The sequence below is a fragment of the Pseudomonas sp. P7779 genome, from assembly GCF_013386315.1.
Lineage (GTDB): Bacteria > Pseudomonadota > Gammaproteobacteria > Pseudomonadales > Pseudomonadaceae > Aquipseudomonas.
In genome coordinates this window covers 13,481-30,105 of record NZ_JACARZ010000001.1, presented here as the reverse complement: position 1 = coordinate 30,105, position 16,625 = coordinate 13,481, and the positions used below count along the sequence as shown (strand labels likewise).

5 protein-coding genes and 1 pseudogene are annotated in these 16,625 nt (G+C 63.1%); 3 read left to right on the top strand and 3 right to left on the bottom strand.

The features are described from left to right. Positions 1-135: 135 nt before the first annotated feature. Entirely contained in the window at positions 136-720 is a 585-nt protein-coding gene (locus tag HX869_RS00035) for a TetR/AcrR family transcriptional regulator (RefSeq protein WP_178902569.1), read from the bottom strand. 134 nt (positions 721-854) lie between these two features. Between HX869_RS00035 and HX869_RS00030 the strand changes: the two genes are divergently transcribed. Then, positions 855-2,027 (top strand): MFS transporter, encoded by a 1,173-nt coding sequence (locus HX869_RS00030; protein ID WP_102369571.1) that lies wholly within the window; start codon positions 855-857, stop codon positions 2,025-2,027. Here HX869_RS00030 and HX869_RS00025 read toward each other — a convergent pair whose 3' ends face one another. Both HX869_RS00025 and HX869_RS00020 read right to left on the bottom strand, forming a co-directional pair. Then, positions 2,028-2,384, bottom strand: a complete 357-nt coding sequence (locus tag HX869_RS00025; RefSeq protein WP_178902568.1) for a type II toxin-antitoxin system HicB family antitoxin — start codon at positions 2,382-2,384, stop codon at positions 2,028-2,030. It abuts the gene before it with no gap. Then, positions 2,381-2,632: a type II toxin-antitoxin system HicA family toxin gene (locus tag HX869_RS00020; RefSeq protein ID WP_178902567.1), complete on the bottom strand. Its 252-nt coding sequence runs from the start codon at positions 2,630-2,632 to the stop codon at positions 2,381-2,383. The genes HX869_RS00025 and HX869_RS00020 overlap by 4 nt, the downstream gene beginning before the upstream one ends. Before the next feature lie 209 nt (positions 2,633-2,841). Between HX869_RS00020 and HX869_RS00015 the strand changes: the two genes are divergently transcribed. Both HX869_RS00015 and HX869_RS31750 read left to right on the top strand, forming a co-directional pair. Then, positions 2,842-15,210 carry a non-ribosomal peptide synthase/polyketide synthase gene (locus tag HX869_RS00015; RefSeq protein ID WP_178902566.1) on the top strand — a complete coding sequence of 4,123 codons (12,369 nt, stop codon included), beginning with the start codon at positions 2,842-2,844 and terminating at the stop codon, positions 15,208-15,210. 155 nt (positions 15,211-15,365) lie between these two features. Then, positions 15,366-16,619 (top strand): annotated as a pseudogene (locus HX869_RS31750) (condensation domain-containing protein); the annotation flags it as partial. Between the last annotated feature and the right edge of the window lie 6 nt (positions 16,620-16,625).

Below are 16,625 nucleotides of genomic sequence, written 5' to 3'. Positions count from 1 at the left end.
CGATGGCATCAACTGGGTGTGCCTGATGTACCGAGTTGTCTGCATCGCAGGCAAGCCAGCTCCCACAGAAAAGCAGAGTTACCTGAATAACGGATATGTACTCCATCTGATCCTGAAAACCCCGACCGCACTCGTTCAGCGAACGGTATTAGGCTTCAACCCGCGCAACAACAACTCCAGACCTTGCAAGGCTTCTTCCAACCGCTCGCCCGGGTGTTCATCCTGGGCGATCCACAGCGATGCGCTTACCAGGCTGCCATTGATCAGCCTCGCCAGCGCCTGACTGCACGCCTGCTCGATGAGGCCCGCTTGCATCAAGTCATCGAGCAGCTGGCGCAGCGAGTCCACGCATTGCTGCTGGTCGGTGGCACCCAGCACCGCCGGCGCATCTTGCAGCACAATGCGCTGGACCTCGGGATCCTGAGCCATACGCAAATAAATCCGACAGCGCTCGCAAAACCCTTCCCAAGGATCAACCGCCTGCTCCGAAATACGCTGCAGGCTCGCGTCCATTTCACCGTCGAGCTGCGCAACCACTGCCGCGAGCAAGCCTTTCTTGTCGCCAAAATGATGGTACAACGCACCCCGGGTCAGGCCGGCGCGAGCGGTGAAATCGTCCATCGACGTCTGGGCGTAGCCTTGTGTGGCGAAGGCCTGGCGGGCGCTGGCGATCAGGCGGGCGCGGGTGTCTTCGATCATGTCGGCACGGGCTCGGCTCATGGGTAAGGCTCACAATAGGTGATTGACATACGACGCGTATGTTACGCATGATTTGTCACATACGCACCGTATGTATTTTGCCCCGAAAACCTCGAATAGCAAGTTTCAGGGCGCTCAGGAAGAGGTTACACACCATGGCAAACCCCTACGCCGAGCTGTTCCAGGCGCCAGGTTCCAGGGCTTTTGTATTGGCGGGCATGCTGGCCCGCATGCCGATCTCCATGACCGGGATCGGCTTGATCACCATGCTGTCGCAAGTGCACGGCGGTTACGGTTTGGCCGGTGCGGTGACCGCTACCTTCGCCCTGGCCACCGCGTTTTGCGCGCCCCAGGTCTCACGGTTGGTGGACCGTTATGGCCAGGGCCGGGTGTTGCCGGTGGCCGCGTCCATCGGCGGCGGCGCGCTGTTGCTGCTGTTGCTCTGCACCCGGGTGCAGGCGCCAACGTGGACGCTGTTCGTCTTTGCCGCCCTGGCCGGCTGCATGCCCAACATGTCGGCCATGGTGCGGGCGCGCTGGACCGAGCTGTATCGCGGCCAGCCCAAACTGCAAACGGCGTTTGCCCTGGAGTCGGTGCTCGACGAGGTGGTGTTCATTATTGGCCCGCCGGTCTCGGTGGGTCTGTGCGTGCTGCTGTTCCCCGAAGCGGGGCCGTTGATTGCCGCGCTGTTTCTGGCAGTGGGCGTGACCGCCTTTGTGCTGCAACGCCAGACCGAGCCACCGGTGCATGAACATCACGCCGAGCACGGCCGTTGGCTGATTGCCTCGCCCTCGGTGTTGATCCTGATGGTGCTGTTGATGGCCATGGGCATCATCGTTGGGGTGGTGGATGTGGTCAGTGTCGCGTTCGCCCAGCATCAGGGCCAGCCCGCCGCGGCGAGCATTGTATTGTCGGTATACGCCATCGGTTCGTGCCTGGCCGGGCTGGCGTTTGGTGCGCTCAAGTTGAAAGCACCGCTGCCGCGCCAGTTCTTGTACTGCGGCGTGGCCACCGCCGTGACCACGCTGCCGTTGTTGCTGGTGACGAATATTCCGGGGTTGGCAGCCGCGATCTTCATCTCCGGCCTGTTCTTCGCCCCGACCCTGATCGTGTCCATGGCCCTGGTGGAACAAATCGTTCCGCCCAGCCGCTTGACCGAAGGCATGACCTGGCTGATCACCGGCCTGAGCATCGGCGTGGCCATTGGTGCTGCCAGCTCCGGCTGGATGATCGACCGCTTCGGCGCACCCAGCGGGTTCTGGGTGGCGCTGGCGGCGGGTGCGGTGGTGCTTGGGGCGGCGGTGCTGGGGTATCGGCGGTTGGGGTGATTACCCGGTCACCAGTGCGCCGCGATGTTGCAGGAATTCGTTCAGCGCCTGGCGCGTGAGATCGTTCAACGTGACTTTTTGCCGGGTCGCGGCAAGCGCGGCGGCCAGGTGGAGTTCATGGCCGACACGGACGTTGAACGAACCCTTGCAGGGCTTTTCCGGTGCTTGCCCAAGGGCCTGGCAGGTCTCGATGTAGTCGTCCACGGCGGTGCAAAAGGCGGCGTCCAGTTCGGCGACGGTTTTGCCCTCGTAGCTGACCAGGGCCTTGATGAAAAGCAGCTTTCCGAACAGGCAGTTGTCTTCGATGCTGGCTTCGATGGAGCCGATGTAGCCTTTGTGTTTCAGCTGGTTCTTCACTGAATCAGTTCTCCTGATTTCAATTGTTCGATGATCTGGCGCCGAATGTAGTGTTTCAGTTCGTTGCCGGGGTGAGGCTTGTGCAGGGTGATCATTGCACTGGGGTCGCCTATGTCGAACCTGACCCGGCTACCCGCCCCTTCGATTTGCGTGTATCCCAGGCGCCGCAGCATCGTGACGAGTTCGGGCCAGGTAAAGGCCGATTGCTCATTGAGCAGTTTGGCCAGCAGCTTTTCATTTTTCGACACGGCGATTCTCGCCTGCAACTAAATGTAGTTGCAATTGATGGGTTGCGTCAATGATAGGACAGCCGCGCCGAGCCTCTCGGTGTTTGATGTAACCCTTGATGACACCGTGGTCTGCGCCCCCAATCCCCCGCTAATTTTTCCCTTCCGGATTCGTTTTATAGGGACGACGTGCCTTTGTGCTTCCTGCCTATTGCCCCGGATCCCAAGAAATGAACGCTGAAGACTCCTTGAAACTTGCTCGCCGGTTTATCGGGTTGCCCCTGGAAAAACGCCAGATGTTCCTCCAGGCGCTACACAAGGAAGGGGTGGATTTTTCCCGGTTTCCGATCCCGGCAGGGGTGGAGGCCGAGGACCGGCAGGCGCTGTCCTATGCGCAGCAGCGGATGTGGTTTCTGTGGCAACTGGACCCGGCCAGTGGCGCCTATAACCTGCCCGGCGCGGTACGGCTCAAGGGCGCCTTGAGCCTGCCGGCGATCGAGCAGGCGTTCGCCAGCCTGGTGGCCCGCCATGAGACGTTGCGCACGGTGTTCCAGCGCCAGGCGGATGATCGTCTGTTGCAAGTGGCCGCGCAGTCGCCGCTGGTTGTCGAACAGTTGGACTTCAGCGCCCTGGCACCCGCCGAGCGTGAGCAGGCGGTGATGCAGGCCGCTACCCGTCAGTCGCTGTTGCCCTTCGACCTGGCCAACGGCCCGCTGCTGCGGGTGCAATTGCTCAAGCTGGCCGAGCAGGAACACGTGCTGCTGCTGACCTTGCACCACATTGTGTCCGACGGCTGGTCGATGAACGTGCTGATCGACGAGTTCATTCGCTGCTACGACGCCCATGAGCGTCATGAGCTGCCGCCACTTGCGCCGCTTCCGATCCAGTACAGCGACTACGCCCTTTGGCAGCGTCGCTGGCTGGAGGCGGGAGAACAGGCCCGTCAGTTGGAATACTGGCAGGCGCGGCTGGGGGATGAGCACCCGGTACTGGAGTTGCCCATCGACCATCCGCGCCCGGCGATGCCCAGCTACCAGGGCACCCGGCATGACTTTGCGATTGATCCGGCGCTGGCTGCGCAGTTGCGCAGTTGCGCGCAAAAACACAATGTGACCTTGTTCATGTTGCTGCTCGGCGCGTTCAACGTGCTGTTGCATCGCTACACCGGGCAGGGCGACATTCGGGTTGGCGTGCCGATTGCCAACCGCAACCGCAGCGAAGTCGAAGGGCTGATCGGTTTCTTCGTCAATACCCAGGTGTTGCGCACCGAACTGACCGGGCAAACCCGCGTCGACGAGTTGCTGCAAGGCATCAAGGAACACGCACTGGGCGCCCAGGCCCATCAGGAATTGCCCTTCGAACGCCTGGTAGAAGCCTTGAAAGTCGAGCGCAGCCTGAGCCACACGCCGCTGTTCCAGGTGATGTACAACCATCAGCCGCAAGTGGCGGACATCGCCGCGGTCAACACCGCCTCCGGGCTTGAACTGTCCCTGGTGCAATGGCAAGGCCGTACCACCCAGTTTGACCTGAGCCTGGACACCTACGAGAAGTCCGGCACCCTGCACGCCGCGCTGACCTATGCCAATGACCTGTTCGACGCCGCCACCATCGAGCGCATGGCCCGGCACTGGCTCAGCCTGTTGCAGGCGATGGTCGCCGATGGCAGCCAGCGCATCGGTGAACTGCCGATGCTCGCCGCCGCAGAGCAGCACGTGCTGGTGCATGACTGGAACCAGACGGCCGAGGCGTACCCGACCGAACGTGGCATCCACCACCTGATCGAAGACCAGGTACAACGCACTCCGCACGCCGTTGCCCTGGTGTTCGGCGCGACGCAGTTGACCTACGCGCAGCTCGACGCGCGCGCCAACCAGTTGGCCCATGCCCTGCGCGAGCAGGGTGTTGGCCCGGACGTACTGGTGGGGATCTGCATCGAGCGCTCCATCGAAATGGTGGTCGGCCTGCTGGCGATTCTCAAGGCCGGCGGCGCCTACGTCCCGCTGGACCCTGAATACCCCCGCGAACGCCTGGCTTACATGATCGAAGACAGCGGCATCGGGCTGCTGCTCTGCCAGCAGAGCCTGCTGTCGACCTTGCCGGTCGACGGCATCAACGTCATCGCACTCGACCAGGCACAAGGCTGGCTCGACGATTACGGCCGCGAGCCTCTGGCCGTCAACGTGCACGCGCTGAACCTCGCCTATGTGATCTACACCTCCGGCTCCACCGGCAAGCCCAAGGGCGCAGGCAACAGCCATCGTGCGTTGGTCAACCGCCTGTGCTGGATGCAGCAGGCTTATGGCCTGGATGCCAGCGACGCAGTGTTGCAGAAAACCCCGTTCAGCTTTGACGTGTCGGTGTGGGAGTTCTTCTGGCCATTGATGAGCGGCGCACGGCTGGTGGTCGCAGCACCCGGCGAGCATCGCGAGCCGGCTCGCCTGATCGAGACCATTGGCGAACACGCTATCACCACGCTGCACTTTGTACCGTCGATGCTGCAGGCATTTATCCACGAGCCGGGCGTGCAGGCCTGCGCCAGCCTCAAGCGCATCGTATGCAGTGGCGAGGCGCTGGCGCTGGATGCGCAGTTGCAGGTGTTCGCCAAGCTTCCGGGCGCCGGGTTGTACAACCTCTACGGCCCGACTGAAGCGGCCATCGACGTCACCCATTGGACCTGCATCGACGAAGGTGCCGACAGCGTGCCCATCGGCCGCCCCATTGCCAATCTGGGAACCTACATCCTCGACGCGCAACTCAACCCTGTGCCGGCAGGCGTCAGCGGTGAGCTTTACCTCGGTGGCACCGGGCTGGCCCGCAGTTACCACCGCCGCGCGGCGCTCACCGCCGAGCGTTTTGTGCCGTGCCCGTTCAATGACGGTGCGCGGCTGTACCGGACCGGCGACCGGGTGCGCCAGCGCGCCGACGGTGTGATCGAATACCTCGGCCGCCTCGATCATCAGGTCAAGCTGCGCGGCCTGCGTATCGAGCTGGGTGAAATCGAGACCCGCCTGATGCAACACCCGCTGGTGCGCGAGGCCGTGGTGCTGGTGCAGGGGGGCAAACAGTTGGTTGCTTACCTGGTGCTGGAGGGAGGCGAGCCTGCCACGCCGTGGCAACCGGAGCTCAAGGCGTGGCTGTTGAACAGCCTGCCGGAATACATGGTGCCCACCCACCTGATGCCGCTGGTGAAATTGCCGGTGACCGCCAACGGCAAGCTCGACCGCAAGGCCTTGCCGTTGCCGGACGCTGCGCCGCAGCAGGCGTTTGTGGCGCCACAGGATGCATTGCAAAAAGCCCTGGCGGCGATCTGGGAGGATGTGCTCGGTCTTGAGCGCGTCGGCCTCGAAGACAACTTCTTCGAGCTGGGCGGCGATTCGATCATCTCCATCCAGGTGGTCAGCCGTGCGCGGCAGGCCGGCATCCGCGTCAGCCCGCGTGACCTGTTCCAGTACCAGACCGTGCGCAGCCTGGCACTGGTCGCCACCCTCGATAAACGCTCGGCGGTGGATCAGGGGCCGGTGAGCGGTGATGCCGTGCTCGGGCCGATCCAGCAGCATTTCTTCAGCCGCGGGATGCCGGTGCGCGAACACTGGAACCAATCGCTGCTGCTGACTCCCCGTGAGGCCTTGAATGCGCAGTGGCTCGATACAGCGCTGACGCACATCATCAATCACCACGATGCCTTGCGCCTGCGTTTTACCGAAAGCACCGAGGGCTGGCAGCAAAAACACGATGCTCCAGTGGCCAGCGCTGATCTGTGGCTACGCGATGCCGAGTCGGCGGAACACTTGAATACCTTGTGCAACGAGGCGCAGCGCAGCCTTGACCTGCAAAACGGCCCGCTGTTGCGAGCCTTGCTGGTCACGCTGGTCGATGGCAGCCAGCGCCTGGCGCTGATCGTTCACCACCTGGTGGTCGACGGTGTGTCCTGGCGCGTATTACTGGAAGATCTGCAGCAGGCTTACGAACAATTGGCGGCAGGCGGCGGCATTGAGCTGCCGCCGAAAACCAGTGCATTCCAGTACTGGACTGCGCGGCTCGAACAGCAAGCGCAGCGCTTCGATGAACAACTGATGTACTGGAAAATCCAGCATCAGGATGCGAAGGATCTGCCGTGCGACCGACCTGACGCCAGCCTGCAAAATGCGCAGGGTGAAAAAATCGAGTGGCGACTCGACGCCGCACGGACCCGTCAGTTGCTGCAACAGGCGCCCGCCGCGTACCGCACGCAGGTCAATGACCTGCTGCTCACCGCGTTGGCCCGCACCATCAGTCGCTGGAGCGGTCAGGCGGGCACGCTGATCGAGCTTGAAGGCCATGGCCGCGAAGACCTGTTCGATGACATCGACCTGAGTCGCACCGTGGGTTGGTTCACCAGCCTGTTCGCGGTCAACCTCACCGCCCGCGATGACCTCGACGGTTCGATCAAGTCGATCAAGGAGCAACTGCGCGCGGTGCCGGACAAAGGCCTGGGCTATGGCGTGCTGCGTCATCTGGCGTCCCCGGCAGTACGCGCCGAGCTGGCGGCACTGGCGCCACCGCGGATCACCTTCAACTACCTGGGCCAGTTCGACCGTCAGTTCGACGACGCGGCCTTGTTTGTGCCGTCTGCCGAAACCAGCGGTGTGGCACAGGATCTGGCGGCACCATTGGCCAACTGGCTGACGGTTGAAGGCCAGGTCTATGGCGGCGAACTGTCGATGAGCTGGGGCTTCAGCCGCGAGATGTTCGACAGCGCGACAGTGCAGCAACTGGTGGACCGCTATGCCAGCGAGCTGCATGCACTGATCGAACACTGCTGCACCTTGCCGGCCGCGCAAGCCACGCCATCGGACTTCCCGCTGGCGCGGGTGACCCAGGCGCAACTGGATGCGCTGCCGGTGCCGGCCGGTCAGCTCGACGATCTCTATCCGCTGTCGCCCATGCAGCAAGGGTTGCTGTTCCATACCCTGTACGAACAGGCGGCGGGTGAGTACATCAACCAGTTGCGCGTCGACGTGCAGGGCCTGGATCCCGAGCGTTTCCGCGCCGCTTGGCAGGCCACCGTCGATGCGCAAGACATCCTGCGCAGCGGTTTCGTCTGGCAGGGCGAGCTGGCGCAACCGCTGCAGATCGTGCACAAGCAGGTGCAACTGCCGTTCGCCACCCTGGATTGGCGGGACCGCGACGATCAGCCGGCGGCCCTCGCGGCGCTGGCCGATGCCGAGCGAGCGCAAGGGTTTGACCTGGCCTGTGCGCCCCTGCTGCGCCTGGTACTGGTGCAGACCGGCAGTGACCAATGGCACCTGATTTACACCCATCACCACATCCTGATGGACGGCTGGAGCAACTCGCAGTTGCTCGGCGAAGTATTGCAGCGCTATAGCGGCCGCACACCGGCGAATGCCGGCGGCCGCTATCGCGACTACATCGCCTGGCTGCAACGTCAGGACGCCCAGTTGAGCCGGGACTTCTGGAGCGAACAACTGGTCGCGCTGCAAGCGCCGACCCGGCTGGCCCGCGCGGCCACCGCAGGCGCGCACCAGAGCGGTCACGGCGACCATTACCTGACGCTGGACGAGCAACGCACCCAGGCGCTGGAAGCGTTTGCCCGCCAGCAGAAAATCACCGTCAACACCCTCGTGCAAGCCGCGTGGCTGCTATTACTGCAACGCTATACCGGGCACGAAGCGGTGGCGTTCGGCGCGACCGTGGCTGGACGTCCGGCAGACTTGCCCGGCATCGAGCAACAGGTCGGCCTGTTCATCAACACCCTCCCGGTGATCGGCGCACCGCGTCCCGATCAAAGCGTCGGCCAATGGTTGCAAACGGTGCAGGCGCAGAATCTCAGCCTGCGTGACTTCGAACACACGCCGCTGGCGGACATCCAACGTTGGGCCGGGCAGGGCGGTGAAGCGCTGTTCGACAATATCCTGGTGTTCGAAAACTATCCGGTAGCCCAGGCGCTGAGCCAGGCCGGGCAGGGGCTGGTGTTCGGCGATGTGGGCAACCTGGAGCAGACGCACTACGCGCTGAGCGTGGCGGTGACCCTCGGCCGGCAGCTGGCGTTGCATTACAGCTTCGACCGCGGCCAATTCGCGAGCGAGGTGGTCGAAGGCATCAGTGCGCATTTGCTGCAACTGCTTGAGCAGTTTGCCGAGTCGGCAGAACGCAACCTGGGTGAAATCGCCCTGGCAAGCCGCGACGAACAGGCCCGCCAGCAAGCGCAGAACCATCCACAGCCGTACCCGGTGGACATCGGCGTGCATCAGCGCATTGCCACCCTGGCGGCCGAGCGCCCGCAACGCACAGCGGTGATTTTCAACGATCGGCAGTTCAGCTACGGTGAAATCGACCAGCGCGCCAACCAACTGGCCCACGCGCTGATCGCCCGCGGCGTTGGCGCTGAAACCCGTGTGGGTGTGGCGTTGCCGCGCAGCGAGTCGGTAATTGTGGCGTTGCTGGCGGTGCTCAAGGCCGGCGGCGCTTATGTGCCGCTGGACACCCACTACCCGCGCGAGCGCCTGGCCTACCTGATCGAGGATTCGGGGCTGGCGCTGCTGATCAGCGATTCGTCGGTGTCGGCGCAGCTGGCGGTTGCCGAATCGGTACCCTTGCTGGAGCTGGACCGTCTCGACCTGCGTGAGCAGTCGATCAAGGCACCCTCGGTGCAGCTCGACCCGCACAACCTTGCGTATGTGATCTACACCTCCGGCTCCACTGGCAATCCGAAAGGCGTCAGCGTTGCCCACGGTCCATTGGCCATGCATTGCCAGGCCATCGGCCAGCGCTATGACATGCGCGACAGCGACTGTGAGTTCCACTTCATGTCGTTCGCCTTCGACGGTGCCCACGAGCGCTGGCTGACCAGCCTGACTCACGGGGCTTCGCTGCTGATTCGCGACGACGCGCTGTGGACGCCGGAGCAGACCTACAACGCCATGATCGAACACGGCGTGACCGTGGTCGCGTTCCCGCCGGTGTACCTGCAACAACTGGCCGAACATGCCGAGCGAGTCGGCAATCCACCGAAGGTGCGCATCTATTGCTTTGGCGGTGACGCGGTGCCGAACGCCAGTTTCGAGCGGGTCAAGCGTGCGCTCGATCCGGACTACATCATCAACGGCTACGGCCCGACCGAAACCGTGGTCACCCCGCTGATCTGGAAGGCCGGTCGCGAGGTGCCGTGCGGTGCTGCCTACGCGCCGATCGGCAGCCGCATCGGTGACCGCAGCGCCTATGTGCTCGACGCCGACCTGAACCTGTTGCCCCAAGGCATGGCCGGTGAGCTGTATCTGGGGGGCACCGGCCTGGCCCGTGGGTACCTCAACCGACCGGGGCTGACCGCCGAGCGTTTTGTCGCTGACCCGTTCAGCGCCGCTGGCGGCCTGCTTTACCGCACAGGCGACCTGGTGCGCCAGCGCGCCGACGGCACGTTCGACTATCTGGATCGTATCGACAATCAGGTGAAGATTCGCGGCTTCCGCATCGAGCTGGGTGAGGTCGAAGCGGCGCTGCAAGCCCTTCAGGGTGTGCGCGAAGCGGTGGTCGTGGCCCAGGAAGGCAGCGCCGGCAGCGGCAAGCGCCTGGTGGCATACGTGGTCGGCGATTCAACCCGTGCCGGTTTCAGCGAAGACCTGCGTGCGCAGCTCCAGGCTTCATTGCCGGCGCATATGGTGCCGGCGTATGTCTTGTCTCTGGAACGCATGCCGCTGACACCGAACGGCAAGCTGGATCGCAAGAACCTGCCCAAACCGGATGTCAGTCAACTGCAACAAGCCTACGTCGCTCCGCGCAACGCGCTGGAGCAGCAACTGGCGACGATCTGGCAAGACGTGCTCAAGCTTGGGCAGGTGGGCATCAGCGACAACTTCTTCGAACTGGGTGGCGATTCGATCATTTCGATCCAGGTGGTCAGCCGTGCGCGGCAGGCGGGGATTCGCTTCAGCCCCAAAGACCTGTTCCAGCACCAGAGCATCCAGGCGCTGGCCGTGGTCGCACAGACCGGTGGGACGCTGCCGTCGATCGATCAGCGACCGGCAACCGGCACCACGGTGCTGTTGCCGATTCATCAACAATTCTTCGCTCAGGAAATTCCCGATCGTCACCACTGGAACCAGTCGGTGATGCTCAAGCCGGCGCAGGCACTGGATGCACACGCACTGGAGCAGGCGCTGGAGGCTTTGGTGGCGCATCACGACAGCTTGCGCCTGGATTTCGTCGAACGGGCTGGCGGCTGGTCGGCACACTACCGTGACGTCGCGGCGCACACGGATCAAACGCTTCTGTGGCCAGTGGAGGTCGCGGACCTCGCAGCCCTTGAGGCACTGGGTGACGAGGCCCAGCGCAGCCTGCAATTGAACGGTGGTTCGCTGATACGCGCGGTGCTGGCGAACCTGGCGGACGGCACTCAACGGCTGTTGCTGATTATCCATCACCTGGTGGTCGATGGCGTGTCGTGGCGGATTCTGTTCGAGGATCTGCAGAACGCCTACCGGCAAATCCTTTCAGGCGCAGGTGTGCAGTTGCCGGCCAGGACCAGTGCGGTCAAGGCCTGGGCGGCGGCATTGCAGGGCTACGCCACAACCCCTGCGCTGCAGGCCGAGCTGGGTTTCTGGCAACAACAGTTGCAGGACGCTTCGCCAGCCTTGCCGTATGACCGTCCGAACGGCGGGCAGCAACATGATCAGGCCCTGACCTTTCGTAGCAAGCTGGACCGGGCCCTGACCCGCCAGCTGTTGCAGGATGCGCCGGCGGCCTATCGCACCCAGGTCAACGACGTATTGCTGACCGCGCTGGCGCGGGTGATAACGCGCTGGACCGGTGACGACAATGCGTTGGTGTTGCTTGAGGGGCACGGTCGCGAAGACGTGTTCGAGCACATCGACCTGACCCGTACCGTGGGCTGGTTCACCAGCGTGTTCCCGGCGCGGCTGTCGCCGGTTGCGGATCTCGCTGGGTCGCTCAAGCAGATCAAGGAGCAACTGCGGGCAATTCCGCATAGGGGCATCGGCTTCGGCGCACTGGCGTACCTGGGCGATGAACAGACACGGGAGTCTCTGCAAGCCTTGCCTCTACCGTGCCTGACCTTCAACTATCTCGGTCAGTTCGACGCCAGCTTCGATACCGCCGACGACGCCCTGTTTGTGCCGACCGGCGAATCCGGCGGTGAAGAAGTCAACCTGCTGGGGCCGCTCGGCAACCCGCTGGCGCTCAACAGCAAAGTCTTCGGTGGTGAACTGGACCTGAGCTGGACCTACAGCGGCGCGATGTTCGATGCCGCGACCATCCAGCGCCTGGCCGACGACTATGTGCAAGAACTGACGGCGCTGATCGGCCATTGCTGCGACAACGCCAACCGGGGAGTGACGCCGTCGGATTTCCCGTTGGCGCAACTGTCTCAGGCCCAACTCGATGCGCTGGTGCTCGAACCTCAAGGCATCGACGACATCTACCCGTTGTCACCGATGCAGCAGGGCATGCTGTTCCACACCTTGCTCGAACAGGGGAATGGCGATTACATCAACCAGATGCGCCTGGATATCGATGGCGTCGATCCGCAACGCTTCCGCGCGGCCTGGCAAGCCGTGGTGGATGCCCATGACATCCTGCGTACCGGGTTCATCTGGCAAGGCAATCTTGAACAACCGATGCAGGTGGTACAGCGTCAAGTGCAGGTGCCGTTCCGTGTGCTCGACTGGAGCGGTCACGCCGATCGGGATGCGGCACTGCAAACCCTTGCCGATGAAGAGCGCGCCCAAGGCCTGGACCTGAACTGCGCGCCCTTGATGCGCCTGGTACTGGTACGCACGGCAACTGATCGTCATCACCTGATCTACACCAACCATCACATCCTGATGGATGGCTGGAGCAGCGCGCAGTTGCTCGGCGAAGTGTTACAGCACTACAGCGCAGAAACCGTGGCACGACCCGTTGGCCGGTATCGTGATTACATCGCGTGGCTGAAGCGGCAGGACGCATCGCTCGGCGAAGCGTTCTGGAAGGGGCAGTTGCACGCCCTGGATGAACCGATTCGCCTGGCGCAGATGTTTGCCCGTCCGGCGCAGGGCATCGCCACCCACCTTTACGCTCACCACCACCTGCACCTCGATGAGCAGCAAACGCGCCGTCTGGGCGACTTTGCCCGAGAGGCGAAAGTCACCGTCAACACTGTGGTCCAGGCTGCGTGGCTGTTGCTGTTACAGCGTTACAGCGCAAAGTCCTGCGTCGCCTTCGGCGCAACCGTGTCGGGGCGCCCGGCGGACCTGGCAGGCGTCGAGCAACAGATTGGCCTGTTCATCAACACCTTGCCGGTCATTGCCAGCCCGCGCTCCGAGCAGAGCCTGGGGGATTGGCTGCACAGCGTCCAGGCGCAGAACCTGGCGTTGCGGGACTTCGAGCACACCGCGTTGTTCGATATCCAGCGCTGGGCGGGGCAGGGTGGTGAAGCGCTGTTCGACAACATCCTGGTGTTTGAGAACTATCCGATTTCAGAAGCCCTGGAGAAAGGTTCGCCTCAGGGTCTGCGCTTTGGTGCCGTGGGCAATCTGGAGCAAACCAACTACCCGCTGACCCTGCTGGTGGGCCTGGGCGCCGAGCTGACCGTGCAGTTCAGCTATCAATGTGCGAGCTTCACACCTGTGTCGGTGGAGCAGATCGGCGTGCACCTCAAGCGTCTTCTGCTGCAAATGAGCAGCGATGCCGCACGCCCACTGGGTGACCTCACGCTGTTGGACCCGAGTGAAACCCGCCAGCAATTGCAGGACTGGAACGCCACCGCAAGCGTCTACCCGGGCGAGCACTGCATTCATCGTCTGTTTGAGGCGCGGGCACGGCAGACGCCGGATGCCACGGCGCTGCTGTTTGCTGATCAGGCGCTGACCTACGCTCAACTCAATACCCAGGCCAATCGCCTGGCGCATCGTTTGATTGAACTCGGTGTCGGCGCTGACCAACCGGTGGGTATCGCCCTTGAGCGTGGGGTGGACATGATCGTCGGGCTGCTGGCGATCCTCAAGGCCGGTGGCGCCTACGTGCCGCTCGATCCGCACTATCCGGTGGATCGCCTGGCCCACATGATTGAAGACAGTGGGTTGCAGTTGCTTCTGACCCAGGCATCGTTGCTGCGCCAGTTGCCGATTCCGGCAGGGGTGCACACCGTCTTGGCGAGTGAAATGGATGAATCGGTCAGCCCTGAACAGGCGGCCAATCCGCAGGTGTCGGTGGACGGCGATAACCTGTGCTACGCCATTTATACCTCGGGCTCTACCGGCAAGCCCAAGGGTGTGATGGTACGCCATGGTGCCCTGGTGAATTTCGTTGCCAGCATGGCCCGCGAACCAGGCATCGAGGCAAGTGACCGCCTGCTGTCGCTGACCACCTTCTCGTTCGATATTTTCGGCCTGGAACTGTACGGCGCGCTGTTCAGCGGTGCGGCCGTGGTGCTGGTGGACAAACAGAGCGCCCACGACCCTGAAGCATTGCTGGGGATTATCGAACAGCAGCAGGTCAGTATCGTGCAGGCCACGCCATCGACGTGGCGCATGTTGCTTGAGCATCCCATGGCCGAGCGTCTTGCCGGACGCACATGCCTGTGTGGCGGCGAGGCATTGGCCGAGGACCTGGCCGAGCGCTTGCTGGCGGTCGCAGGCCCGGTCTGGAACCTCTATGGGCCCACGGAAACCACGATCTGGTCGGCGGCTTATCCACTGACCACAGACAAGCGCTTGCCTTACCTCGGCCGGCCGATTGCCAACACCTCGCTGTACATCGTCGGCGAGCACTTCGCGCCGAACCCTGTCGGGTTGATCGGTGAATTGCTGATTGGCGGTGATGGCCTGGCGCGCGGGTACCACGAGCGGCCGGCGCTCACCGCCGAACGCTTCCTGCCGGATCCATTTGGCAATGGCACACGGCTGTACCGCACCGGTGACCTTGCACGACATCGCGTCGACGGTGTGATCGAGTACATCGGCCGGGCAGACCACCAGGTGAAAATTCGTGGCTATCGCATCGAGTTGGGAGAGATCGAAGCGTGCCTGTTGGCGCAGGACGCGATCCGCGAGGCGGTGGTGGTGCCTCAGCAAGGGCCGGGTGGCACGCAGTTGGTGGCCTACCTGATTGCGGCCGGTACTGAGGCGGCCGAGGCGCAGTCGCTGGTGGCGCTGCGCGACGAGCTGAAGGCGCGGCTTGCCTGCGACCTGCCGGACTACATGATTCCGGCGCACTGGATGCTGCTTGAGCGCTTCCCGCTGACGCCCAACGGCAAGCTGGACCGCAAAGCCTTGCCGCTGCCCGACGCCAATCAGTTGCTGCGGGCCTATGTGGCGCCGCAAGGGGCGCTTGAGCAGAGCGTCGCACAGATCTGGCAAGAGGTGCTCAAGCTTGCGCGGGTAGGGCGCGACGACAACTTCTTTGAATTGGGCGGGCATTCCTTGCTGGCGACCCAAGCGACAGCCCGCCTGCAAATGGAGCAAGGCGCAGCCGTGCCCCTGGACCTTTTATTTCGAACCCCATCGCTGTCGGAGTACGCCGCGCAACTGGCGGTGCACCTGACACCTCACTCCAGCGAAGACTTGAGTGAGATGCATGATTTCCTGGCAGACCTGGAGACCCTTTGAAAATGACTCAGCTCGATAACCTGTCTCTGGTTCAGCGATTCATCCGTTTGCCGCTCGCCCAACGGCAAGCGTTCCTGCAAAAGCTGCACAGCAAAAACATGAGTTTTGCCGCGTTGCCGATTCCGGCGATGCGTGACGAGTTCGAGCATATCGGCCTGTCCTACGCCCAGGAGCGCCAGTGGTTCCTCTGGCAATTGGACCCTCACAGCGCGGCCTACCATGTGCCGACGGCGCTGCGGTTGCGCGGTGCACTGGACGTGGCGGCGTTGCAGCGCAGCTTCGATGCATTGCTGGAGCGCCATGAGGTGCTGCGTACGGTGTTTGTCGACGGGCCGGAAGGGCCGCTGCAGGTTGCGCACGCATGCCTGAGCCTGCCGGTCACGACGGTGGTGCTGGAAGCGGTGCCGGACGCCGCAGCGCTCAAGGCGTTGATTGACACTGAAATCACTGCGCTGTTCGACTTGCAGCAGGGCCCGCTGTTGCGGGTCAAGCTGTTGCAACTGGCACCGGACGACCACGTGCTGGTGCTCACCCAGCACCACATCATTTGTGACGGCGCATCGGCGCAGATCATGGTTCACGACCTGGTCAAACTCTATGCTGCCCACAGCACCGGCCAGGCGCCGGACCTGCAGGCGCTGCCGATTCAATACGCCGACTATGCGATCTGGCAGCGCAAATGGATGGAAGCCGGCGAGCTTGCGCGGCAATTGGGTTACTGGACCGAACGCCTGGGTGATGGCGGTGAAGTGCTGCCTTTGCCTGCTGACCGCGCCCGTCCGGCGGTGCAGAGTTATCGCGGTGCGCGGCTGGACCTCGCCATCGATGCCGGGCTGACCGAACGCCTCAAGCGCGTGGCCCAGCGCGAAGGCTGCACCTTGTTCATGCTGTTGCTCGCCTCATTCCAGGTATTGCTGCACCGTTACAGCGGCCAGTCGGACATCCGCGTGGGCGTGCCGGTGGCCAACCGCAACCGTCTTGAAACCGAAGGCCTGATTGGTTTCTTCGTCAATACCCAGGTGCTGGATGCGCGGATTCAGGGGGCAATGCCTTTCGATCAATTGCTGGCGCAGGTCAAGCAGGCTTCGTTGGGCGCCCAGGCTCACCAGGATTTGCCGTTCGAGCAATTGGTGCAAGCCCTCGCACCGGACCGACACATGAGTCACAGTCCGTTGTTCCAGGTGATGTTCAATCACCAGAGCGGCGATGCCGCCCAAGCGTTGCAACTGCCAGGCTTGCATGTCGAGAGCCTGGATTGGAGCTCGCACACGGCGCAATTCGATCTGACCCTTGGCACGCACGAGACCCAGGGCGCATTGGCCGCCACATTCACCTATGCCACTGATTTATTCGACACTGGCACCATCGAACGCCTGGCCGCTCACTGGCTGAACTTGCTGCAAGGCATCGTCGCC